At 67.8% G+C, this 22414-nt stretch carries 22 protein-coding genes and 1 tRNA gene; 6 read left to right on the top strand and 17 right to left on the bottom strand.

The genetic code is table 11. The annotated features are described in order from the left end of the window. Window positions 1-24 precede the first annotated feature (24 nt). Together AB3M90_RS00460 and AB3M90_RS00455 are read right to left on the bottom strand one after the other, a co-directional pair. Window positions 25-1302: a 2-oxo acid dehydrogenase subunit E2 gene (locus AB3M90_RS00460; RefSeq protein ID WP_412949294.1), complete on the bottom strand. Its 1278-nt coding sequence runs from the start codon at window positions 1300-1302 to the stop codon at window positions 25-27. A gap of 95 nt (window positions 1303-1397) precedes the next feature. Further along, the gene (locus tag AB3M90_RS00455; protein ID WP_412949293.1) at window positions 1398-2138 is read right to left on the bottom strand and encodes a FadR/GntR family transcriptional regulator; all 741 of its coding nucleotides are present in this window, start codon (window positions 2136-2138) and stop codon (window positions 1398-1400) included. 185 nt (window positions 2139-2323) lie between these two features. Between AB3M90_RS00455 and AB3M90_RS00450 the strand changes: the two genes are divergently transcribed. Continuing rightward, window positions 2324-3343 carry an agmatine deiminase family protein gene (locus tag AB3M90_RS00450; protein ID WP_412949292.1) on the top strand — a complete coding sequence of 340 codons (1020 nt, stop codon included), beginning with the start codon at window positions 2324-2326 and terminating at the stop codon, window positions 3341-3343. Between the two features lie 89 nt (window positions 3344-3432). Here the strand turns inward: AB3M90_RS00450 and AB3M90_RS00445 are convergent, their stop codons facing one another. The 12 genes from AB3M90_RS00445 to AB3M90_RS00390 form a co-directional block, all read right to left on the bottom strand. Further along, window positions 3433-4398 (bottom strand): EamA family transporter, encoded by a 966-nt coding sequence (locus tag AB3M90_RS00445; protein ID WP_412949291.1) that lies wholly within the window; start codon window positions 4396-4398, stop codon window positions 3433-3435. A gap of 31 nt (window positions 4399-4429) precedes the next feature. Next, window positions 4430-5377, bottom strand: coding sequence for an EamA family transporter (locus tag AB3M90_RS00440; RefSeq protein ID WP_412949290.1), 948 nt, complete (start codon window positions 5375-5377; stop codon window positions 4430-4432). Beyond that, complete coding sequence (locus AB3M90_RS00435) at window positions 5374-6273, bottom strand: hypothetical protein (RefSeq protein ID WP_412949288.1); 900 nt, start codon at window positions 6271-6273, stop codon at window positions 5374-5376. Before AB3M90_RS00435 ends, AB3M90_RS00440 begins: the two co-directional genes overlap by 4 nt. Then, window positions 6270-7340 (bottom strand): hypothetical protein, encoded by a 1071-nt coding sequence (locus AB3M90_RS00430; RefSeq protein WP_412949287.1) that lies wholly within the window; start codon window positions 7338-7340, stop codon window positions 6270-6272. The genes AB3M90_RS00435 and AB3M90_RS00430 overlap by 4 nt, the downstream gene beginning before the upstream one ends. 186 nt (window positions 7341-7526) lie before the next feature. Continuing rightward, window positions 7527-8138 carry a TetR family transcriptional regulator gene (locus AB3M90_RS00425; RefSeq protein WP_412949286.1) on the bottom strand — a complete coding sequence of 204 codons (612 nt, stop codon included), beginning with the start codon at window positions 8136-8138 and terminating at the stop codon, window positions 7527-7529. Window positions 8139-8168: 30 nt separating this feature from the next. Next, complete coding sequence (locus tag AB3M90_RS00420) at window positions 8169-9035, bottom strand: hypothetical protein (protein ID WP_412949285.1); 867 nt, start codon at window positions 9033-9035, stop codon at window positions 8169-8171. A gap of 53 nt (window positions 9036-9088) precedes the next feature. Then, window positions 9089-10039: a helix-turn-helix transcriptional regulator gene (locus AB3M90_RS00415; protein ID WP_412949284.1), complete on the bottom strand. Its 951-nt coding sequence runs from the start codon at window positions 10037-10039 to the stop codon at window positions 9089-9091. A gap of 84 nt (window positions 10040-10123) precedes the next feature. Then, window positions 10124-10215, bottom strand: a tRNA-Ser gene (locus AB3M90_RS00410). Between the two features lie 203 nt (window positions 10216-10418). Further along, on the bottom strand, window positions 10419-11612 hold the full coding sequence (locus AB3M90_RS00405) for a phosphodiester glycosidase family protein (protein WP_412949283.1): 1194 nt from the start codon (window positions 11610-11612) through the stop codon (window positions 10419-10421). A 5-nt stretch (window positions 11613-11617) separates the two neighbouring features. Beyond that, window positions 11618-12103 carry a hypothetical protein gene (locus tag AB3M90_RS00400; protein ID WP_412949282.1) on the bottom strand — a complete coding sequence of 162 codons (486 nt, stop codon included), beginning with the start codon at window positions 12101-12103 and terminating at the stop codon, window positions 11618-11620. A gap of 81 nt (window positions 12104-12184) precedes the next feature. After that, entirely contained in the window at window positions 12185-13216 is a 1032-nt protein-coding gene (locus tag AB3M90_RS00395) for a LacI family DNA-binding transcriptional regulator (protein ID WP_412949280.1), read from the bottom strand. After that, the gene (locus AB3M90_RS00390; protein ID WP_412949279.1) at window positions 13213-13986 is read right to left on the bottom strand and encodes a hypothetical protein; all 774 of its coding nucleotides are present in this window, start codon (window positions 13984-13986) and stop codon (window positions 13213-13215) included. Before AB3M90_RS00390 ends, AB3M90_RS00395 begins: the two co-directional genes overlap by 4 nt. A 251-nt stretch (window positions 13987-14237) precedes the next feature. On the opposite strand from AB3M90_RS00390, the gene AB3M90_RS00385 reads away from it, so the two are divergent. From AB3M90_RS00385 to AB3M90_RS00365, 5 genes are all read left to right on the top strand, one after another. Next, window positions 14238-15161, top strand: coding sequence for a carbohydrate ABC transporter permease (locus AB3M90_RS00385; protein WP_412949278.1), 924 nt, complete (start codon window positions 14238-14240; stop codon window positions 15159-15161). Next, on the top strand, window positions 15158-16006 hold the full coding sequence (locus tag AB3M90_RS00380; RefSeq protein WP_412949277.1) for a carbohydrate ABC transporter permease: 849 nt from the start codon (window positions 15158-15160) through the stop codon (window positions 16004-16006). The genes AB3M90_RS00385 and AB3M90_RS00380 overlap by 4 nt, the downstream gene beginning before the upstream one ends. A 41-nt stretch (window positions 16007-16047) precedes the next feature. Beyond that, complete coding sequence (locus AB3M90_RS00375; protein ID WP_412949276.1) at window positions 16048-17361, top strand: ABC transporter substrate-binding protein; 1314 nt, start codon at window positions 16048-16050, stop codon at window positions 17359-17361. Window positions 17362-17806: 445 nt separating this feature from the next. After that, complete coding sequence (locus AB3M90_RS00370) at window positions 17807-18328, top strand: YdcF family protein (protein ID WP_412949275.1); 522 nt, start codon at window positions 17807-17809, stop codon at window positions 18326-18328. Between the two features lie 4 nt (window positions 18329-18332). Further along, window positions 18333-19058 (top strand): MgtC/SapB family protein, encoded by a 726-nt coding sequence (locus AB3M90_RS00365; RefSeq protein ID WP_412949273.1) that lies wholly within the window; start codon window positions 18333-18335, stop codon window positions 19056-19058. 13 nt (window positions 19059-19071) lie between these two features. Here AB3M90_RS00365 and AB3M90_RS00360 read toward each other — a convergent pair whose 3' ends face one another. From AB3M90_RS00360 to AB3M90_RS00350, 3 genes are read right to left on the bottom strand one after another with little or no spacing between them, the layout of a single operon-like run. Continuing rightward, entirely contained in the window at window positions 19072-20019 is a 948-nt protein-coding gene (locus AB3M90_RS00360; protein WP_412949271.1) for a carbohydrate ABC transporter permease, read from the bottom strand. After that, on the bottom strand, window positions 20016-20975 hold the full coding sequence (locus tag AB3M90_RS00355; protein ID WP_412951181.1) for a carbohydrate ABC transporter permease: 960 nt from the start codon (window positions 20973-20975) through the stop codon (window positions 20016-20018). Before AB3M90_RS00355 ends, AB3M90_RS00360 begins: the two co-directional genes overlap by 4 nt. 10 nt (window positions 20976-20985) lie before the next feature. Continuing rightward, a complete protein-coding gene (locus tag AB3M90_RS00350) occupies window positions 20986-22356 on the bottom strand; it encodes an extracellular solute-binding protein (RefSeq protein WP_412949269.1) in 1371 nt (456 codons plus the stop codon). Window positions 22357-22414: the final 58 nt, after the last annotated feature.

Below are 22414 nucleotides of genomic sequence, written 5' to 3'. Positions count from 1 at the left end.
GCTCGATGTTCTCTGGTCTTCTCGTCAGCGGGTCAGCGCACCGAGCAGGGCGGGCTGGGCGATGATGGCGGCGAGCTTCTGCAGCACGAGAGCGGCATGCTGGCCGTCCCAGCTGCGGTGGTCCACGTTCAGTGTCGCCTGCATTGTGACGTCGACTGTCAGGGCGCCGTCGTCGACGACCGGCCTCTCGGCTGCTGTGCCGACGGAGAGGATGCTCGTCTGCCCGAACGGCACGATCGCCGTGAAGGCATCGACCCCGTATGCCCCGAGGTTGGAGATCGTGCTGTGGGGAGTGTCGGCATCGTCCAGAGATGAACGTCCGTTCAGCGCACGTCCGACAGCATCCCGACGGAGCTCGGAGATCCGGAGAACGTCGGCGAGTGCAACGTCACGGAGGACAGGGATGCTGACGCCGCGCTCGGTTGCGACGGCGAGGCCGAGGTCGATGGTCCGGGTGCCGAATCGCTCCATGAGCGACATCGCGTAGGCCCTGATGAGCACATCCGTGAGAGAGACGTTCGAATTCAACGCCCGCATCATCTGTTGAACCTCGATCAGTGGCCGGACCCGCAGCTCTCGCTGAACGCTGAAGTGTGGAATCTCGGCCCACGAGCGCGACACCGCTGTGGAGACGGCCGCACGGTATCGGGTCGCGGCGTCGACGGACGTGCGTCGCTCATTCGCGACCATCGCGGTCACGACGGGAACATCCGCTGTACTCGGGCGCGAGATCGACGCGGCTCCGTCGCGATCTGCTTCTCCGAGGACACCGCTGCGTCGACGCCGCTCCCGCGGGCTCAACGCGTAGGAGCGCAACTCTCCGGTCGCTTCGTCACGGCCGCGCTCCTCGCGTTGAAGAGCGGATGCCGCCGGAGAGGAGATTGTGCGAGCGGGTTCGGCGTCGCGTGTGGCGAGCGTCGCCTCTTCGGGCGTCCTCTCCTCCTCCGAGCGCGTCGGCTCCGAGGCCGACGGCAACGGCGCGAGGCCAGCATCCGCCGCCTCCTCCCGTGCTCCAGCCTCGTCGGCGGCATGAGCCCCCGCCACTGCATCCGATCCTTCATTGCCGCCGTCGTCGGTCTCGCCCTCCTGCAGCACGACCGCGATCGTCGCCCCGCTGGGCACCTCGCTGTCGGCGGGGAATCGGTGACGCCCCAAGACGCCCGCGAATGTCGACTCGACTTCGAGCTCCGCCTTGTCGGTCTCGATGTTGGCGATCACGTCACCGACTTCGATCCGATCGCCGGGCTGTTTGAGCCATTCCGCCAGATACACGCTGTCGCTGGCCATACCCAGCGCCGGCACAAAGATCTCCTGCACAGTTTCTCCGTTGAAATCCCGAATCCGTTAGACGTCTAATGAGTTGCAATGCTAGAAGCGCGGTGAACAGAAGTCAATCCTCATTCGCCGATGAGGCTCACCCATTCTCGCGTCGGTGCGAAATGATCCTTCATGGCCGCTGCAGCCGCCTCCGCATCGCCGCTGCGCACGGCATCCAGAATGGCGCGATGCTTCTCCACCGCTTCGTGGCCGGTCATGAACGCTTGGGGCAGGGCAGGACGTGCGGCCGCCAGGGCGAGCCAGAACGCCTCGAGCAGCTGGTTCACCAAGCGTCTGTCGAGCGACGCGTACAGGGCACCGTGGAACTTCCGGTCGAGATCGTCCGCTTCCTGGTGGTGGTCCGCGCGGTCGCCCATGCGCTCGACCAGGACGTCGAGCGCGGCAAGCTGCTCATCGTCGATCGCTCCAGCCACCCGGCGGATCAGAGCGGTTTCCAGCACCTCGCGGATATCGGCCAGCTCAGCGATGGTCGAAAGATCGTCTGCCCCGCCGAGCTTCGTGTGGAAGACCAGTCCGGCCGCGAGTCGCTCGAACGAGAGTTCGGCCACGAACGTTCCCGAGCCGTGGCGGGTTTCGAGGATGCCGAGCGACTGCAGACTCTTCAACGCCTCACGCAGCGACCCACGGCTCACTCCCAACTGCTCGATCAGCGATGCTTCCGACGGGATCGCATCGCCCGGACGCAGGCGGAGTTCGAGCAGCAAACGCTTGATGTCCTCCTGCAACGCATCGGCGTGCCCTCCGTAGCCACGCCGGCCGCGCTGCGCTTCAGGCAGTGCCTCGGTCTTGATTGTCGCCATGCGGACATGGTAGCCGTTGGGGCACGAGAAAGATTAGACATCCGACAACTCGTCGCTCATCACGACCCGTCACACATTCGGCCGCGCTTCCGGCCCTGCATCCGATTGATCCGATCACGCCATTCCGACACTTCGTCAGCCCGCACTCCTTGGTAAAACTAATCACATTCGTTTATCATCGATGGATGAAGACCTTCACGACTCCCCGCCTGCGGATGCCCGCCGAGACCGATGCGCATGAGCGGCTGTGGATGGCGTGGCCCGCGGCCGACTACATGCTCGACGGCACCGCCGCACCGCGTGACGACGTGCTCGCCGCGTGGGCGGCCGTCGCGCACGCAGCATCCGCCTTCGAGCCGGTGACCATGGTCGTCGATCCCGCTCACGAAGCCGTGGCGCGACGACTCCTCTCCCGCGACATCGAGCAGTGGATCGCGCCCGTCGACGATGCGTGGCTGCGCGACTCGGGCCCGACCTTCGTCCGCACGCCCGACGGCATCGCCGTCGTGGACTGGGTCTTCAACGCGTGGGGCGGGCTCCCCTGGGCGGGCACCGCAAGCGACGCCACCATCGCGCGACGCATCGGCGAGCAGCTCGACATCGCGGTCATGCCCTCCCGCCTCGTCGCCGAGGGCGGGGGCATCCACGTCGACGGAGCCGGAACGGCCCTCGTCACCGAGACGGTCATGCTCGACCCCGCCCGCAATCCCGGGTGGACGCGAGACCACGTCGACGCGGAGCTCGCCCGCACGATCGGCGCCGAGCGCGTCGTGTGGCTGAGCCGCGGCCTCTCGCGCGACTACGGACCCTACGGCACGCGCGGGCACGTCGACATGATCGCGACGATGCCGGCCGTCGGCACGGCCCTGGTGCACGACCAGCGCGATCAGCGGCACCCCGACCACGCCGTATCGGCACTGCTGCGCAGGGAGCTCAGCGCCGCGGGCCTCGACGTCGTCGACCTGCCCGCGCCGGAGGTGCTCCGCGACCAGGACGGCTGGGTGGACTACACCTACGTCAACCACGCGGTCGTCAACGGCGGCGTCGTGGCCTGCGCGTTCGACGATCCTGCCGACGAGCGCGCCGCCGGTGTCCTGCGCGACGCCTACCCGGGACGCGACGTCGTGAGCATCGACGCACGCGCGATCTTCGCCCTGGGCGGCGGCATCCACTGCATCACGCAGCAGCAGCCCGCCGCGCTCTGAGGCGGCGGTGCATCGACGCGCGCACACGAGAGGGCCGGCGATCCCCAGGTCGCCGGCCCTCTCGTGTGTCGGGTGAACCCCCCAGAGGCTCAGGCCATCGACATCCCCAGCATCGCCGCGAGCGCCAGGACGATCCCCATCGTCTGCAGGCGCGACGGCCGCTCCCCCAGGAAGAGCAGCGCCAGGAGGATCGTCACGGCCGGGTAGAAGCCGCTGACGACCGAGAGCACCGACAGGTCGCCGAAGCTCAGCCCCACGAGGAACAGCGTGTTCGCCGAAGCATCGAGCAGACCGCTGGCGCAGGCGATCGCGACGGCCGCCGCGATCACGACGCTGCGCCGCGTGTCGACCCTGGTCGCCGTCACCGTCATCACGCCCCCGCCACCGGCGTCCCGCACGACCCCGCCGACGGCGTCCGCGGCGCCCCCGCCGCCGCCGACGTCGACCGGATGCACTCCACGGCTGCGCCACGCGAGAACGCCGGCGATCGCGAACGCGAGCACGGCGCAGCTGATGCGGTTCGCCGTGAGGGGCGTGAGACCCGCGTCGAGCGGCGCGCTGTCGAGGTGGATGTAGAGCACGCCGAGGAAGGCGCCGGCGACGGCCGCCTTGATCACGTCCACGCGGTGGGCGCGGGTGCGCTCGCCTGCGCCCGGCCGGGAGACCAGCGCGATCGCGACGAGCCCGATCACGAGCGCCGTCCATCCGAGCGGAGAGAACGTCTCTCCCGAGAGCAGACCGGCCGACATCGGCACGACCGTCGACACGATGGCGACCACGGGAGCGAGCGTCGTCATCGGTCCGCGCGCATACGCCGAGTACAGCAGCCAGATGCCGAGGCAGGAGGTGACACCGGTCGCGAAGCCCACGAGCGTCGTCTCGAGGTGCCAGACCCCGCCGTCGATGGGGGCCGCGAGGGTCAGGGCGGCGACGCCCGCGAGGGCGGCGACGGCCGTGACGAGCATCGCGATGATGCGGCGTGCGGCGATGCCGCCGAGGAAGTCGGCCGCGCCGTAGCCGACGGCGCTGGCGAGACCGAGAAGTACCGAGATCACGAGGTTTCCTTTGTGTCGTGGTGACCCGAGGTCACACGCTAGTGAGAGATCGAGGAACATCGGCAGTGGTGTTCACTGCCATGGCACGGGGCCGCCAGGCGCGTCGCCGTCGGCGCGCGACGTGACGTGTCGGCAGCGGCGCAGCCGCCGGCACGCCCGCGAGGGCGGCGCTGACACCCCCGGCGACGGCGACGAGGACGATCCCGCCGACGGTCAGATGGTCGAGCGACTGGCCGAGGACGAGGGCGCCCAGCACCGCGGCCAGAACCGGGTCGAACGAGAACAGCACGGCGACGGTGCGTGCGGAGGAGATCTTCACCGCGACGTAGTCCGCCGCGAAGGCGACGACGATGCCGAGGACGGCACTGCCGACGAGGATCACCACGTCGCCTCCGACGACGGCAGGCAGCGCTGACGCGCCGAACGGCGCCATCAGCACGGCGGCGACGACCAGGGCGAGGGCCAGCCCGTCGAAGCCGCGCGTCGCACGCCCGACGCGCTCGGCCAGCAGGGCGTATGCCGCGAGCGATGCGGCCGCGACGAGTCCGAGCGCGACTCCCCCGACGTCGAGGTCGCCCGACGGACGAACGACGAGCACGACGCCGACGAACCCGACGACCGGGAAGACGATGGCCCGAGGACGCCGCGCACCGGCCACGGCCAGCGCGAACGGACCGAGGAACTCGAGCGTGAGGGCGATGCCGAGCGGCAACCGCTCGAGAGCGAGGTAGAGGAAGGCGTTCATGCTCGCCATCGACGTGCCGAACAGCACGATGGTCGCCCACGTCGCCGCGCTGCGTCCTCGCAGGCGCGGCCGCACGATCGCGAGGGCGATCACCGCGGCGAAGGCGAAGCGCAGGCCGCTCACGCCGGCGGCGCCGAGCCGGTCGAACAGGGTGTGAGCGAGGATCGCCGATACCTGCACGCTGAGGGACGCCGCGACGACGAGACCGAGCGTCGCCAGACCGCGGCGGTTCACGACGCGCGCTCTTCGTATCGGGCGAGGAGTTCCCGCGCGAGGTCGATGGTCGCCTGCTCCGCACCCCCGGTGAAGCCCGAGCGCACGCTGAGATACACGTCGCCCGCGATGAGGGCGAGTCTCGTGCCGCCCCAGTCGGCCTCGAGGTACGAGTCGTCGCCGAGGTCGTCGAAGGCGTGCGGCAGGTCGGGATCGCTCTCGAGCATGATCTCCATCGACTCGTCCCAGCTGTCACGCGCGACTCCGGGCTTGATCGCGATGTCGAGCGTCAACTGCTCGTCGTCCGCGCGATGCCACGAGCAGTACAGCTCGACACCGTTGGCCTCGATGCCTCCCTCCCCGGGAGCGGCGAGGGGTCCTTCCAGGAACGCCTCCGCCTCCTCATCACCGAGCAGTTCGCAGGCCGACACGAGCGACGCCGGCGCCTCGTCCTGGCCCGCGCCACCGCCGCCGTCGAGCGGCGCGGGAGCCGCAGCATCCGGTGCCACGGCTCGATGGTCCGAGACCGCGAGCAGCGCGCCGTCGGCGTCGAAGGCGGCGACCGACCACCACGCGGCGGTCGTGAGGCGCAGCGCGCCGACGCCGTGAGCGGGCGACGAGTCGTATCCGCCGTACCGCACCGAGGTCGACTCCCCCGTCCACCCCCACACGGGGCCGTCGGCGGTGACGACGGAGAGACGGTACTCGGTCGCGCCGTCGACGGCGTTCCATTCGAAGGTCGGCGAGGTACCGGCATTCATCGACGCCGGAGACGTCAGCGCGACGGCGGCGTACTCGGCCAATGAGGGATCGCGGGGCGCGGTCGGTGCCTCGTCGTTCTCCGCGGCGCACGCCGTCAGGAGAGCGAGCAGGGAGGCAGTGGCGGCGAGGAACGCGAGACGACGGCGAGTGTTCATGAGAGCTTCTCCTGAAGGTCGGTCATGCCGAACTGGTGCAGGGCGGCGGCGATGACGGCGTGCTCCCGCGGGTCGTCGTCGCGCGAGACTCGATCGAGGCGGGCGGCCAGTACGTCGTGGAGCAGAGCGATGATCCGCTCGCGGTAGTCGAGGGCCGTCGGATCGGCGCCGCACTGGGGCGCGTCGAACAGGCCGGCCTGCAGGGCGAGCGTCGCCGTGCGGATGACCGCCTCGGTGGAGTACGCACCGGCATCACGTGCCGTCTCGAGGAATCGCTCGACGACTGCTCCGAGCGTCTCGCGGGCGAACGATGCCGCGGGCGAGCCGAAAGCCGTGCCCTTCGGCGCCTCGCCGCAGGCCGAGGCCTGGCCGATGAGGTCGTTGAGAGCGATGAGCTGCCGCGTGGCCAGATCGACCTCGGTCGGATCGGGCTCCTGCTCGAGCAGGAGGGCCTGCGCGTGGGCGAGCACGCGGTCGAACCGATCGGAGAACTCGGCTGCCGTCGCGGCATCGCCCCCTCGGCTGGCGACCCACGCCAGACCGTCGCCGACGCCCACTCCGTCGAAGGTGCCGTACGCCATGGTGCAGTCGACCTCGATGGCGGCGAACCCGCCCGAGATGTCTCGGTCGAAGCCGTAGTCGAAGCCGAGCACGTCGTCGCCGACGTCGACGACACCGTCGACCGCGAACGTCATCGTCCCCTCGACGAGCACCGCGGAGGCGCTGCCCATCAGGTCGGCGGAGAGCGTCCAGGCGCCGGTGGAGGCGCCGATGACATCGCTCGACGTCGAGTTCCCGCCGCCGGTGATCTCGATGGTGCCGGATGCCGCGCCGCCCTCGTCGACGGTGAGCTCGAAAGCGCCCTCCTCCGATGCGTCGACGAAGAGCCCCTCGAGGGGCGACGACAGATCGCGGTAGCCGTAACCCGCCCATTCGCCGGGAAGGAAGGTGCCTGCGCGCGGAAGGCAGTCGGCTGCGGATGCCGGCGCCGCCGACAGGACGAGCAGCGGCGTGAGCGCGAGAGCCGTCGCGATCGCGAACGGCGCTCGGTGTTGAAGGTGAGGCACGACGACTCCTAAAACTAATCTTGTTTGTTAATTGAGGACAGGGCGAGGCGGATCCCCACCGCGACCGTGCAGCGATGCGGCGCTTTTCTGCGGATGCGGGGCTTCGCCCGCACCTGTCACGTTAAACGAAGGCGATTAGTTTTTCGAGAGCGAGGACATGCCATGGCAGGATGCTGCCACGCGCAGTCAGTGCGTGAGACGCGCCTCGAGTGCCGAGACGAGGGCCTCGACGGCGAAGGCGAAGACGAAGTCCGCTCGCGCGCGCCCCTTCGGCGCCGCCCGCAGGGCGCGGCCGAAGGCGTCGTCGGCGAGCTCGGCCTCGATCGAGTACACACGCTCGGGCGCGTTGAGGTCGAGTGCTCCTCCGGCGGTGAGCAGATCGACCGTTCCGACGATGGCGAGGACGTCGTCGGGCTCGAAGCCGGCGTCTTCGAGCACACGCGCGAACGTGCGCACCGAATCGAGCGCCTCGTCGGCCTCGACCGTCGAGATCATCAGGTCGGCGACGGTCCACGGATGCTGTCCGATCGAGTCGCGATCGTGCTGTGCGACATGGCGGACGACCTCCTGCCACGACCACGTGGTGTCGATCTTCGGCCCCTGCTGCACGTGGATGCGCTCGCGCACGAGCTCGACGATCTCATCGAGCCCCGATACGTGGTTGTACAGCGAGGGCGGCGAGACCCCCAGCGACTTCGCCACCTCCGACACGGTCACCTTGCCGTTGCGGTCGATGAGGGCGAGGGCGGCCTCGGCGATGGCGTCGCGCGAGAGGAGCGCGGTCTTCGGTCGTCCCATGCGTGCTCCGTTCTCGGTGGGGGAATGCGATCAGTTTCCCATGCCGTTTCCGGCGGTGGCGACCACCTCGGGTGTGCGGGCCCAGGCGATGCCGAGCTCGAAGCGCGATCGCGCACCGACCGCGGCCATGGCTTCGCCGATGCGGCGCTGCACCGTCCGCACGCTCGTGTCGAGGATGGCGGCGATGTCGCCGTCGCCGCAGCCGAGCCCGAGCAGCGCGAAGACGTCGAGGCGGTCGACGGCGACCGCGCCGTCCCAAGCGTCGTCGAAGAGCCAGGTCAGGGCCGCCACGATGCTCCCGTCATCGGTGAGGGTGGCTCCGCTCGGGGCGCTCTCGCGCCAGCGGAGGCCCAGCGCGACGGCATCGCCGACGGCGAGCCATCCCGGCACCTCGCGCACGGCGCGGACGTTCGCCTGCGAGAGCGCCCGACGGACGGCGGCGTCGCGGAGCTCGCCGACGGCGACGAGCAGGCGGATGCCGGTGGGGGGCGCGCCGGGCAGCTGTGCGAGCGAGGGCGCGGCGATACCCGATGCCCCGGGAAGAGCCATCGCGGATCGCCACCACTCGGCGGCGTCGCCGACGGCGACCGTTCCCGGGACCGCCGTCCCGGTGCGGGCGGGCTCGTTCCACGCGCGCACGAGGGTCGCGAGATCGGCGGATGCCGTCGCGGCTGAGGCCCATGCGCACCGCCGTCGTTCGAGTTGCGCTTCGATGAGCTGCGGCACCGCGGCGCGAGGATCGCGGATCTCGAGCCCCTCCCGCCCCACGGCGATGAGCCCCCCGGCCTCGAGCGCTTCGAGCGCGGTCGCGAGGTCGAGACCCGCGGGGGCGAGGGCGCGGATCTCCTCGGTCGAGCGCGGGCGTCCCCTCAGCAGCCGCACGTAGAGATCCGCCACCGCGCCCTGCTCGAGCGCCGGCGGACTCGGCGCCCTCCGTCCCGATCGGCGCGTCACGACCGCTGGCGCGCCCAGGCGGCGCCGAGTTCGAAACGCGTCGTCACGCCGAAGCGCTCCATCGCCTCGGCGATGCGTCGACGCACCGTGCGGAGGCCGAGGCCCAGCATCGCGGCGATCTGCTCGTCCGACCGGCCCCGGCTCATGAGCTCGAGCACCGGACGCCATCCCTCGGTCGCGACGGGCAGCGGAGTGGCGGCATCCCACAGCGACTCGAACAACCAGCTGATCGCCTCGACGACCGGGGTGGAGTACACCATGACCATTCCGCCGGGCGAGGTCGCCCCCCAGGTCTGCGGCAGGCCCGCCATGACCCCGCGGTCGACGTAGAACCAGCTGGGCAGCGCCGTCGTGACACGGACAGGCGCCTCGAGGGTGTGCAGCACCTCGATCGCGGCGCGGTCGCGCTCGGAGGCGATCGCGGATGCCGGGAAGAGGTACCGGATCGCGAACCCCTTGCCGAAGAACTCGTCTCGGAAACGGTCGAGGTTGGGGACGACGTGGTCGTGGATGAAGCTGAGGTCGGGGTGGCTCGCCCCCGGGTCGTTCGGCGTCATCCGCGCGATGAGCGTGTACCAGCGGTTGAGGGCGTTGGCGTCGCCCTCGATGACCTCGCCCTGGATGGCCTGCCCCTCGGGCGAGAGCCCGAGATCCCAGGCGCGGGCGAGATCGGGCAGCTGGGCGAGCAGAGACGCCACGGCATCCGTCGCCCGCCGGTCCTCCTCGATCCTCTCCATGATCGCCGCCGCCACGACCCGGTCGGGAGGCGTGATGTCGACGCGATCGCCGTCCATCGCGAGGAACCCGTGCTCGACGAGTTCGGCCACGTGCCCGGACGACTCCGGCCCGGCCGCGAGCGCCTCGAGCTCTTCACGGAACCGCGGCCGTGCGCGCAGCACCCGTTCGAGCAGCTCGCTCGCCTGGGGACTCACGGGGGCGCCCGTCACGTCAGCGCTCTCGCGCACCTGGGGTCATGACGCGAGTGTAGCGCCGCCGCGCGATCGCGCACGGAAGGCGTCCGCCGAGGAATGTGGCGGAGACGAGGGGATTTGAACCCCTGGTCCCCGTAAGGGGACTCCACCTTAGCAGGGTGGTGCACTAGGCCGGACTATGCGACGTCTCCAGGCATCCGACCCGAAAGCGCGGATGCACCTAGCCATCGTAACGGATCGCGGACCATGTCACGAACCGGCAGCGGACGGCGGCCTCGCGGCTGTGCGTCTCCGGCTCGGCGCCGCCTTCCACGGCAGAGCGGACGCGGTGGGACCTGGCCCGCGAGAGAACGGGCGCGAGGTGTTCCTCTCGCGCCCGCCCTCACGAGAGACTCTAGAAGTCCAGCCGAATGGAAAGCCAACCCGGTACGGGTCGCGCGGTGCCGCTGGGCTGCACGACCGGCGACGAGCATGCCTGATTCACGCAGTTCAGGTACTGGGGCGTATCGGCAGAGCCACGGAACTTGACAGCCGATTCATTGACGACGACGGCCGCTGAGCCACCGCCATCGAGCTCGATCGCCAAGCTGGAGTTCAGCGCTCGCATGACGGCGGTCAGACTCTCACGGGTGAATCCATCGCGATAGCCGCCACCCTGCACGATCAGCAGTCGATCGTTTCCGCGGTCGTACCCCAGAGCGATCCTCGTCGTGGAACTCGCGCCACTGTCGGGGCTCGGAAGTTCGCCACCGCCGCCAGCGCGCGGAAGCAGGGCGGTTCCCGACACAGCGGAGAACTGCTCCCCGAGAGCCTCCAGCTCCCTCGCCCGATTGACGGAGCTCAACGAGTCTCCGCCCGCATTGGTCACCAACTCGAAGCTGTTCGTCGGGCGCGGACCTCGCTTGTTCGCGTCGATGAAGAAGAACGTGTCGAGGGGCGCAGTGATGCCGGTCTCCTCATGGAAGAATCCCGGGAGTCCGGCGAGGAACGGCCAACCCTCCGCTTCCGAATTCTGGGTCGGATTTCCCGGATGATTGTCGTAATAGACGCCGTAGGGCGACGAACAGCGGTTGTCTCCCCATTTCGTGCCGCCCCCTTGGGGACGAACTTCGAAGTAGTTCGCGTTGAGCAGGACCGACGGCTGATGCATGCGCTCCCACGCTTCCGCGGGGGTATACAGCTCAGCATCCTGATGCCGCCCGGCGACGGTCGCGTTGTCGTTGTTCTCGCAGCGCAGCGCGTCTCCCTCGTGATCATCGGGCAGCAGCGCTGGTCGGGGCCGCAGCCGATCCTGCCGGATGCCCGACGCGTTCGGAATGATGATCACGCTCGCTTTCGTCGCGACGACATTCCTCTCACCAGAGGCATGCGCGGCCGGAAGGGGATGCGTGCTGTCGGCCTGATAGACGATCGGCTGACCGGACGCTTGGCTCTCGTTCGCCACGACAGCGAACGCGGCGAGCGCCTCGTCGTACGCAGGAACAGCCTGCGCGGCCGCTCCGGACGCCGGCGATGTCGACACGATGAGCGCCGCGGCGATCATCCCGGCGACAAGGGAGCCCGTCCTGGTCTTGGTCGAGATGCCCATTGCCGTCAGAGCGCGATCGGGACACGCAGGGCGGTCACCTCGATGATCTCGTCGTGCATCACCTCGGTGCTGTGCCGCCGCTTCCAGAGGAGGTGGCCGTCCATGATCACCTCGTAGTCACCGGGCACGACGATCGGCAGAGAGAAGTGATGAGCGATCTCATCGTCGGTTCCACCCTCTACTGTCGCGAAATCCTTGAGAGTCTTGGTGAACGGGTACGAGGCCACAGTCGCGCCGTCGCGGGTGACGACGAGGTTGCCCTGGAAGGTCCAATCGCCGGGCAGGGCTCGAAGGTGGCTGACGACGGCGGAGAAGTAGAGAGTCCCGCTCTCGTAGCGAGTGCAGAGGTAGGCTTTCCCTTCCGCGGCGAACGATACGAACTCCTGGGATGAAGAGCACGTGGGTTTGAGGTCGGCGACCGCGGCGGTCGCCGGTGCGGCGACCACCCCGCCGAGTGCGAGTACAGAGGCGAGCAGGGCTCCGGTCATCATCTTGCGCATTGTCTGTCCTTCGAGATCGAGGCGCTCCGTCCCCCGTGACATCAGAAGCGCCGGATGGTGTGTGTCACAGGTCTATTGACGGATCAGCGAATCCGCGGTCGCTCGTCGCGACAGCGTCCCTCCGGGGATGAACTCGCCCCTCAGCCGTCGCTGGCGAACGGCGGTGCCGGAGTCCCGGAGCAGGGTGGACATGAGCTCCACGCCCGCTTCCGCAGTCTCCTCCACGGGAAGGCGATAGCTCGTGAGACCGAGAGAGGGATCTGCGAAGGAGCCCACATGGTCGCAGCCGACGAGTGAGAGATCCTCCGGAACGGAGATCCCCTCACGATGGGCCACTGTTGCATAGCGAAGGAGCGCCGCGTCATTGGCACACGCGATCACGGTTGAGCCGCTCTCCATCGCCGCCGTGATTCCCTTGGCATCATCGTGTCGCCGACCGTAGGGAATACGAACGACCTCCGCGCCCGCACGGCGACAGGCGCTGATGATCGAGCTGGTTCGCATGTGAACGCTCAACGATTCGGACCGAGACACCTCGTGCACGGCGATCGTACGATGCCCCGCGTCGACGATCTCATCGGCGATGGTCCGGCCAGCAGCCCGCTCGTCGTAGGCGACGCTGTGCATCCCGGAGTCGCCGACCGGACTCGCGAGAGAGATCATCGGGACACGCCCCCTCACCGAGGCGATATCGTGCGATGCGGCTGTCGCGCTGCAGATCAGGATGCCGCTGACGCGAAGTTCCAGGAGCGTTTCGATCGCCCTGATCTCGTTCTCCGGGTGGTCCGGATCCACCGCGGTCAGCGCGACGACGGACATACCGCGTGCATCGGCACTCCGCTGCAACGCCACATGCAGCGCACCGTAGATCGGATTGCTGGAGTCTCTGAGCACTGCGCCGACGATGCTCGGAGCCGCCGAGCGCAGTGCTTGAGCGTGGGCGTTCACGACATAACCCAAGTCCCGGGCGACGGCGAGGACGTGCTGGCGTGTCGAAGGAGACGTGTCGGGGTCGTGGCGAAGGGCCCGTGAGACAGTCGCTTTCGATACTCCAGCGGCGGTTGCGATGTCGATGATCGTGACAGGTCGGTCCAGCGCGCTCATCGACTGTTCCCTGTGTCTTCTCGATCCGACGACAGGGCGATGGACGCGTCGTCGTGACGCTTCGCGCGCGGCCAGCGCTTTCCCTGAGGATCGCCGGCTTCTATGCGGCGGAGTTCTTCGATGAGCGCTTCGGGCCCTCGGTCCTTGAGCGCGCGAACGAATTGCGCGACCGTCATGGCTTCGAAGAGATCGAAGACCCGGGAGGCGCCGTCGGACATGACGGCGACGACGGCTCCGCGTCCGAGCGCCGTCGTTCCTCGGATGGCCTCTGACGCCACCGCGGCGTCCGCGGCGGCGACCCAGAACCCGCCGCGACGGTTCCGGACTGATCGCATGTCCGACATGTAGGCCGCGATCTCCTCCTGGTGATGTGGACCATCGATGTGCGACCACATCTCGGGGGTGCGGAACCTCGCACCCACCTCGGCTTCGCGTCTGTCGGATATGACTTCGACCCGCTCTCCGTCTGCGAGGACCACGGAGCAGTCCGCGAGGACGAGGTAGTCGAGAAGGAGGCCGGATGCCGTCTCACGCAGGCGGGCGATGGCGACAGCCGCGGAGGGTGTACCGGGATGATCCAGATCGCAGGTCCCCGAGTGGAGGTCTCCGACTTCGGCGATCGCGCTCGCCAGGACATCCACCAGACAAGAGTCGCCGTCTTGGAGGTGCTTCAGGACAGATGCACCAAGGCTGCTCGAGTACCAGGCGACGGAATGGACACATCCCGATGCCAGCGCCGGAGGCGTCCCGGCGCCATCGACGACCACCATGGTGCCATCGGCGGCACCGACCCAATCCTCGTTCTCGCGCTGACGATCGCCAGGCAGGGAATAACACTCCGCTGACATGACCGTCCTTCCGATTGAGCGATATTACGCATGCGTGCGGGCTTGACAGATTTCTCTGCACCCTTGAAACTCGGATTCCTGACGGTACCGGGAACGTTCTCGGTGTGTCAAGCGAGAACGTTCCCGGTCACGGCGAGCTCGTGATCAGCCCGACAGGCCGATAAGGAGGCCCCATGCGCCGTGTCACTCGCGCGCGTTCCGCCGAGCCCCGATCCTGGGCCCGACGAGAGGGTCTCTGGGGCTACCCGTTCATCGCTCCGACGTCGGTGCTCCTCGCCGTCTTCTACCTGTTCCCTCTCCTGCAGACGGGTATCTACAGCTTCACCGACTGGAACCCGGCTGGGTTCTCTGAGGCGCGTCCCGTCGGTCTGGCCAACTACGCTCGGCTCCTGTCCGATGCCGGCTTCTTGCGAGCAGCCGGGGTCACTGCGACCGTCGTGGTGACCGTCGTGCCCTTCTCCCTCGCCATCGGCCTTCTTCTCGCCGCAGTGATGCGCGTTCCGTTCCGAGGCCGATCAGTCGTGCGGGCGACGGTGTTCCTTCCGTTCATCGCCCCGACCGTCGGGAGTGCGCTGATCTTCACCTACCTGCTGACGCCTTTCGGCGGGCTCGCGAACGCCCCCTTGCAGGCGTTGGGTTTGCCACCGCTCCCCTTCTTGACCTCGGCACCGTGGTCGCTTGTCGCGATCGTCGTTTTCACGATCTGGACGCAGGTCGGATTCACGATGATCATCTACTCCTCCGCAATCGCGGTGATCCCCGACTCGTACTACGAAGCAGCGGAACTCGACGGCGCCGGCCCGATCCGCAGATTCGTCTCCCTCACCTGTCCCCTCGTCGCCCCGACGACCGCATTCCTGGCCGTCACCGGCACGCTCGGCGCGCTGCAGGCGTTCACGCAGATTCTCATTCTCACGAGAGGCGGCCCCTCCGGCTCGTCGAGCACGATCCTGTACTGGGTCTACGAGCAGGGATTCGTGCGGTTCGACGGAGGAGCGGCGACTGCGGGCGCGATGATCCTGTTGATCATCGGACTGGTCATCGCCGGCATCCAGTTGAGGTTCTTCGGGAGGCGGGGAGGGGTGGAGATGCAATGAGCACCCATCACGAACGACGTCGAATCAAGCGCTTTCGCGCGGCAACGATCTTCCGCCTGGGGCTGCTCTCCGTCGCCGTGATCCTGGCCGCAGGTCCATTCATCTGGATGCTGCTGTCGAGCGTCAAGAGCGCCGCAGAGATCGCGACGTTCCCGCCGACGTTCTGGCCCCGCGAGTGGCGGTTCGACAATTACTCGCAGGTGTTCGAGCGAGCTCCGTTCCTGCTCTACTACGGGAACAGCCTACTGGTGACGATCACCGCCACGATCGGCCAAGTCCTCACCAGCCTCATGGCCGGCTACGCGTTCGCGCGGCTTCGCTTCGCCGGGCGCAACGTGATCTTCGCGGTCCTCCTCGCCGCCCTGCTCGTTCCCTTCGAGTTGGTCTTCAGCCCTCTCGTCGACCTGCTCGCGAGCCTCGGATGGACCAACTCCTACGAAGGTCTGATCATCCCGAACCTTCCGTCGATCCTCGGCGTATTCCTGTTCCGTCAGTTCTTCGTGAACATGTCGACCGAGATCGAGGAGGCGGCCTCGCTCGACGGCGCGGGGGTGTGGCGGAGGTTCTGGACGATCGTCGCGCCGATGGCAGCCCCCATGATCGGCGCCTTCACGATCCTGTCCTTCACCTACAACTGGAACAACTTCTTCTTCCAGCTCGTGGTCGTGACGAAGTCCGAGCTTTTCACCGTCCAGCTCGGCCTTGCGATGTTCCGCACCGCCGACAGCGCATCCAGCTTCAACGTGCTGATGGCTGCCTCGACGCTCGCCATCCTCCCCGTTCTCATCGTCTATCTCGTCCTGCAGAAGCAGATCCTCAACGCCGTGTCGGGTCAGCTCCGCTAGCGGTCGACCCACCTCGGTCAATACACGAAAGGAAGCATTCCATGCCCACAGTCAGTCGCCGCCGCACCAGAGTCGTCGCGCTGATCGCCGCCCTCGCGGCCGCCTCCGGTGCCATTGCGGGGTGTGCGTCGCCGTCCACTGATGGCGAAGCCGAGGGTCCGACGACAGTCACCGTATGGGACCAGAAGGGCGGCGACGCTTCGGTGGTGCTCGACGAGCTCATCGCGGATTTCAACGGCTCCCAGGATGCCTATGTGGTCGATCGGCAGTTCATCGCAGGTACAGCGGATCAGTTCGCCTCTCAGATCCAGAATGCGATACGCACGGACGACACGCCGAACCTGGTCTTCGGTGACAGCAATGCCGCGCGCATCGGAACCCTGCTGGAGTCGGGCAATGTCATGGACCTCGAACCGTTCTTCGGAACGGGCGAGTATGAGGTCGAGAAAGCTGATCTCTTCCCCGGCATGCTGGAGCCGAGCATCTTCGATGGAACCGTGTACTCGCTGCCCACGGACGGCGGCGCCTATGGGCTGATCTACAACACGAAGGCGTTCGAAGAGGCGGGGATCGAGACTCTGCCGGAGACCTGGGAAGAGGTGGCGGACGCCGCCGAATCGCTCACTGCCGACGGCAAGTACGGGATCTACCTTCCCATCGGGGCAGGTGAGTGGACGTCATTCACCTGGTTGTCGATGCTGTGGAGCGCCGGAGGGAAGTTCCTGAGCGAGGACAACGCTTCCGCCGAGTTCGACAGTCCGGCCGGGGTGCAGGCGCTGCGTACCTGGACGGATCTCGTGAAGGCTGGTCACGCGTACCCGTCGAGCCTCGACGACGATTCGCAGCAGACGGGGATTCCCGGGTTCATCGCCGGGCAAGTGCAGATGTTCATCGGTCGTCCTGCCGACCTGAAGATTCTGGATGAAGCCCTCGGCGAAGGTGTCGCCGGCGTCATCCCGTTTCCTCGGGTAGAGGAACCAGCCATGAACACGGGGACGAATGTGTCCTACATCCTGGAGGGTGCGGAAAGCGAGAACGAAGGAGCATGGGCCTTCCTCTCCTGGATGCTGCAGCCCGATCAGCAGGCGAAATGGGACATCGGCACGGGGTACCTCCCCACGAACAAGCGCACGGAGGAGAGCCCGGATTGGCAGAAGCACCTCGCAGCCGACGAGCGCATCGGCGTCTTCACCGACGAGCTCGGCTACGCCCGCGCCCGGCCTGCGATCCCGGAGTACGCGGCTGTGAGCAGCGCACTGGCCAGCCAGATCGAGCGAGCGATGCTGCAGGAGATCTCGCCGGAGGAGGCCCTCAGGACCGCCTCAACCGAAGCGAACGCGGTTCTTGCGCAGTGATGCAGCGGTGGTGCGGCGTGGGGACGCCGCACCACCCCGCTTGTGAAGCACCGGGGAAGAGTGCAGACCGAGAATGACGGAGAGTCAGGGCGATACGGTGACTCGCGAGGATGCCGTGCAGCGAGTGCGACTGTGGCGTGCCGAGCAATGGGCGCGCGTCGCGGTGGCGCGAGCTGCTCACGAGACAGCAGTCGGCAACCTGATCGAGGCTGCGTCCTGGTTCCGCCGCGCCGCAGATGCGGCGCCGCACGCTGTCGAGCCTCAGGTCTTCCTCGTCTCCGTCCTTCGCGCGCTGCGGTCCTCAGAGGAGCGATCGGCCTGGGCGCGCCTGCAGACGCACTCGCCGACATCGGCAGAGCTCGCTCGTTCCACCATGCACGAGGTGGACGCGATCGCGAGGCGCCGAAGCGGTTCGCAGCCGTCTGAGCCGGCCTGCGACTTGATCATGGTCCTGGGATTCCGTCTCGAAGTCGACGGCCGCCCGACGCAACGCCTGCTGCGACGCCTCGACGCCGCGATCGAGTTGTCACGGCGAATGCCGGAAGCCAAGGTCCTGGTCTCGGGAGGCGCCGTCGGGGGGACGGGCGTCAGCGAGGCGTCGGTCATGGCGCGCCGACTCATACGATGCGGCATCGAACCGGCGAGACTGCTCGAGGAACGGCATTCACGCGACACGCTCGAGAACGTCGAGTTCGCGGCCCAGTTCGCCGTGGACGAAGGCGTGAAGTCTGTCGTCGTGGTCTCCGAGGAACCGCATCTCACCCGCGCGGCGGCGCTGCTCGAGCTCTCCGGCTGGTTCGAAAGCTCGCATCCTTTCAGCGGGTCGTCCGGCCGTCCTTTCACTCCCGTCGATCTCGCCGCGACATATCGAGACGCGCTACGGCTCCGGGGCTTCCGGCTGCACTCGGAGCGCACGAAGGAGATGGAGGATCGGATGACAGATCGGCGGACCATCGGCGATGGATAACGCGATGAAGATCGTCGCCGTCGACATCGCCTGGGTGAGCGCCCACACTCTGACGGAGATGACGCTGTTGGGTCTCGCATTCCTCCTCTCTGCAACGGTGGGGCTGGAGCGCCATCGCAGTCTGAAGAGTGCCGGGTTGCGCACGCACGCGCTGGTCGGTGTCGGATCGGCAGTCTTCACGCTGGTATCCGCATACGGGTTCGACACCGTCACAGCGCAGGATGCGATCGTCGACCCCTCGCGCATCGCCGCCCAGGTGGTATCGGGGATCGGTTTTCTCGGCGCCGGGGTGATCTTCGTCCGGCAGAACACCGTGGCCGGACTGACCACAGCCGCGTCGATCTGGGTCTCTGCCTCGATCGGGATGGCGTGCGGAGCCGGTATGCCCGCCCTCGCGATCAGTGCCACACTGCTGCACCTGCTCGCTGTATGGTCCTTGGGGAAGCCCGGCAACCGCATCCGTCCGCAGCGCGCGAGCACGGTCGTGAAGATCGGTTACAGGGAAGGACGTGGGGCGCTGCGCACCTTGCTGACACTGTCCGCGACGACCGGATTCGAAGCGATCGTCGCTGAGACCCGGGATATCTCCAAGACCGGCAAACCCGTGCGATACCAAGCCCGCGTAACGCTCCGGAACCCGACCGGGAAGAGTCCGCACGAGCTCATCGAAGCCATCTCCGAGATACCGGGCGTCCTTTTCGTCCGTGTTGTCGACGCCACCACGGATTGACGCGACCTCAGAGCTAGCCCTTGACCGCTCCCCCCAGCCCGGCCGAACGCAGGAACACCGACTGGAACAGCAGGAACATCGCGATCGGGATGAGCGTGGCGATCGCGAGCGCGGCAAGGAACACGTCGAGCTCGGTCTGCGACTGCACCGCGGGAAGCCGCACCGACAGCGGCTGCACCGCCGGGTCGGGCAGCACCAGCATCGGCCACAAGTAGTCCTTCCACGCGGCGATGATGGCGAACACCGAGACCACGCCGAGGATGGGCTTCGACATCGGCAGCACGATCGACCAGAACAGCCGGAACGGACCGGCCCCATCGGTGCGGGCGGCCTCGAACACCTCGCGCGGCAGCGAGTCGAAGAACCGCTTCACGAGCAGGATGTTGAAGGCGTTCGCACCCATCGGCAGCCACACGGCCAGATAGTTGTTGAGCAAGCTGGCATCGCCCGGCAGCGGCGGGTTCACGATCGTCAGGTACAGCGGCACGAGCAGCACGATGCCGGGGATGAACAGCGTGGCCAGCACGAGCGCGTTCAGCAGCGGCGCGTAGGCCGGACGCAGCACCGACAGGGCGTAGCCCGCCGTGGTGGCGATGAAGAGCTGCACGAACCACGCCCCCGCGGCGATGACGACCGTGTTGAGGAAGTACTGGTCGATGTGGATGTCGTTCCACGCGGTGGCGAGGTTCGCCCAGTCGATGCCGTTCGGCCAGAGCGCGAACGGCTGCTGCAGGGTGTCCTGCGTCGGGGTCACGGCCGACTTCGCCAGCCACAGGATGGGGCCGAGTCCGGCGACCACCAGCCCGACGGCGAGGAAGACGTGGGTGATCGTCAGACCGAGACGGATGCCGGGGCGCCGGCGCTCCGAATCCGAGACGACTGTGCGGTCGCCCACACGATCGGCCGCGCGCTCGGCGGCCCGTTCGGTGGCCCGGGTGGCGAGGCGTGTCGTGAGGCTCATGTCGTGCTCCATCGGTCGGTCAGCCGGAAGTACAGCCACGACAGCACCGCCAGCACGATCGCGAGCAGCACCGAGACCGCGGTGGCCTCGCCGTAATCGCCGCCGAGGCTGTTGCGGAACGCCTTGTCGTAGATGTACAGCAGCACGGTCTTCGTGGCGCCGGCGGGACCGCCGCCGGTGAACAGGAACGGCTCGAGGAACACCTGCGCGGTCGCGATGATCTGCAGGATCAGCATGATGAAGAGGATGCCGCGCAGCTGCGGCAGCGTGACGTGCCAGACCTTCTTCCAGATGCCGGCGCCGTCGACTTCGGCGGCGTCGTAGAGCTCCGGGGGAACGGCGAGCAGCGCGGCCAGGTAGATGATGATCGACCCGCCGGCACCCGCCCAGGTCGCCTCGAGCACCAGGGAGGGCATCGCCTGCGCGGCATCCTGGATCCACGGCTGGGGCGGAATGCCGACGGCGCCGAGAACGGTGTTGAACACGCCCGATGGGTCGGCGCTGTAGAAGAACTTCCACAGCAGCACGGCCACGACCGGCGGGATGACGACCGGCAGATACGCCAGCGCCGAGTAGACGCCCTTGCCGCGGCGCACCTCGCTCATCAGCACGGCCATCAGCAGCGGGAGGGGGAATCCGAAGAGCAGGGCCAGAACGGCGAACCACAGGGTGTTGATCACGGCGCGACCGAGTTCGGGATCGCTCAGCACGACGAGGTAGTTGTCGAGGCCGACCCACTCCGAGACGATCAGGTTCGTCTTCTGCAGGCTCATGACGACCGACTGCACGATCGGCGACCACGAGAAGAACACGAACACGAACAGCATCGGCAGCACGAAGAGGAGGTTCGCGAACCCGCCGCCGCGGAGCCACGTGAGCGGCGTGCGGCGGCGGATGCGGCGCACAGCGGGCGGCGGCGTGTCGTCCACCGCCGCCCGCTGCCGGGAGAGCGTCATCGTCACGGGATCACTCGTCGAGCTTCGCCTGCGCGTCGGTCTGGGCCTGGGCGAGCAGCGCGTCGATGTCGGCATCCTGCACGGTGAGCACGGTCTGCACCACCGAGTCGAGGAGCGAGTAGACCTCCTGCGTCTTGACCTTCGGCTCGCCCACCGGCGTCTGCTCCCAGATGCGCTCGCTGAATGGCCTCATCTGGTCGACCGGCACGTTGATGTAGTCGGCGATCCACACCAGCGACTCCTCGTAGAGGTCGCGGCTCAGCACCGGCAGCAACGGGGTGCCGACGGCCTGACCCGACTCGTCGAGCGTCTTCGCGTCGAGCACCGCGGCGTCCTCGTCCATGAGCTTCTGCATGTAGTACCAGTCGATCCATTCGACGCCGGCGGCCTTCGTCTTGTCGTCGATGGTCGGGCTCATCACGGCGATGTCGCCGCCGCCGAGCGTTCCCGGGTCGTCGCCTTCCAGCGGGACGACGGTCATGCCGTAGATCGACGAGTCCATGCCGAAGTCGCGCACGAGGGCCGTGTAGATGTCGGAGCCCGAGGTGTACATGCCGATGTTGCCGGCGGCGAACTCCTGGTTGATCGAGCCCCAGTCGAGGTCGACCTTCGATCCGAAGGAGCCGTCCTCCCATTTCACATCGTGCAGGAACTGCAGGGCCGCCTTGGTTGCCTCGTTGTCGATCGTCGACTCCGCCGTGCCGTCGCCGTTGTCGGTCTGGGTGCGGCCTCCGCGGGCGACCGTCTGCGAGGTGAGCTGCCACCCGCCGGTGTTGTTGATCGCCATCTGCGCGTAGCCCGCCTTGCCCGTGGCGTCGGTGATCGCCTTGGCCGCCTCACGGATCTCGTCCCAGGTCTCCGGCGGGCTGTCGGGGTCGAGCCCCGCCTGCTCGAAGAGGTCGCGGTTGTAGTGCAGAGCGGCCGCATAGGCCTGCCGCGGGAATCCGTAGATCCTGCCGTCGTCGCCGGTGACTCCCTCGAGGATGATCGGGTTGAACTTGTCGGTGTAGCCGAGCTCGTCGATCGCGTCGGTCACGTCCATGAGCTGGCCGTTCTCGAGCAGCGTCTTCGAATCGGTGAAGGGAACCGTGAACACGTCGGGCAGGCTGCCTCCCGCGAGCTGGACCGCGAAGGTCGGCCCCTCCCACTCGTACTCCACGCCGACGATGTCGATGTCGGGGTGCTCCTTCTCGAACTGCTTCTCCTGCGCGGCGAACGCCTCGTAGGCGGCGGCGTCGGCGCCGGGCGGGAACGTGGCGACCCGCAGCTCGGTCTTGCCGCCGGCTCCGCCCGCGTCTCCTCCCGCCGAGCATCCGGCGAGCGCGCCCACGGCGGCCGCCGCGGCGACGCCGAGGACCAGGGTCTTCTTCGGTGACTTCATCGTCTTTCCTTCCAGTGATTGCTGATCGGTTCGTGCAGGGTTCGGGCGACGCCGCGGT

This window comes from Microbacterium martis, from assembly GCF_047246685.1.
In the GTDB taxonomy this organism is placed as follows: Bacteria; Actinomycetota; Actinomycetes; order Actinomycetales; family Microbacteriaceae; genus Microbacterium.
Note: the sequence above shows the minus strand (reverse complement) of the source record. Positions and strands in the feature narration are given on the sequence as shown.

Coding starts and splice junctions, on each gene's coding strand:
- AB3M90_RS00395 (WP_412949280.1), bottom strand. CDS start 13,216: ATGAGCGCGCTGGACCGACCTGTCACGATCATCGACATCGCAACCGCC.
- AB3M90_RS00350 (WP_412949269.1), bottom strand. CDS start 22,356: ATGAAGTCACCGAAGAAGACCCTGGTCCTCGGCGTCGCCGCGGCGGCC.
- AB3M90_RS00390 (WP_412949279.1), bottom strand. CDS start 13,986: ATGGTGGTCGTCGATGGCGCCGGGACGCCTCCGGCGCTGGCATCGGGA.
- AB3M90_RS00400 (WP_412949282.1), bottom strand. CDS start 12,103: ATGATGACCGGAGCCCTGCTCGCCTCTGTACTCGCACTCGGCGGGGTG.
- AB3M90_RS00375 (WP_412949276.1), top strand. CDS start 16,048: ATGCCCACAGTCAGTCGCCGCCGCACCAGAGTCGTCGCGCTGATCGCC.
- AB3M90_RS00370 (WP_412949275.1), top strand. CDS start 17,807: ATGGTCCTGGGATTCCGTCTCGAAGTCGACGGCCGCCCGACGCAACGC.
- AB3M90_RS00405 (WP_412949283.1), bottom strand. CDS start 11,612: ATGGGCATCTCGACCAAGACCAGGACGGGCTCCCTTGTCGCCGGGATG.
- AB3M90_RS00380 (WP_412949277.1), top strand. CDS start 15,158: ATGAGCACCCATCACGAACGACGTCGAATCAAGCGCTTTCGCGCGGCA.
- AB3M90_RS00450 (WP_412949292.1), top strand. CDS start 2,324: ATGAAGACCTTCACGACTCCCCGCCTGCGGATGCCCGCCGAGACCGAT.
- AB3M90_RS00365 (WP_412949273.1), top strand. CDS start 18,333: ATGAAGATCGTCGCCGTCGACATCGCCTGGGTGAGCGCCCACACTCTG.
- AB3M90_RS00435 (WP_412949288.1), bottom strand. CDS start 6,273: ATGAACACTCGCCGTCGTCTCGCGTTCCTCGCCGCCACTGCCTCCCTG.
- AB3M90_RS00360 (WP_412949271.1), bottom strand. CDS start 20,019: ATGAGCCTCACGACACGCCTCGCCACCCGGGCCACCGAACGGGCCGCC.
- AB3M90_RS00425 (WP_412949286.1), bottom strand. CDS start 8,138: ATGGGACGACCGAAGACCGCGCTCCTCTCGCGCGACGCCATCGCCGAG.
- AB3M90_RS00385 (WP_412949278.1), top strand. CDS start 14,238: ATGCGCCGTGTCACTCGCGCGCGTTCCGCCGAGCCCCGATCCTGGGCC.
- AB3M90_RS00355 (WP_412951181.1), bottom strand. CDS start 20,975: ATGACGCTCTCCCGGCAGCGGGCGGCGGTGGACGACACGCCGCCGCCC.
- AB3M90_RS00455 (WP_412949293.1), bottom strand. CDS start 2,138: ATGGCGACAATCAAGACCGAGGCACTGCCTGAAGCGCAGCGCGGCCGG.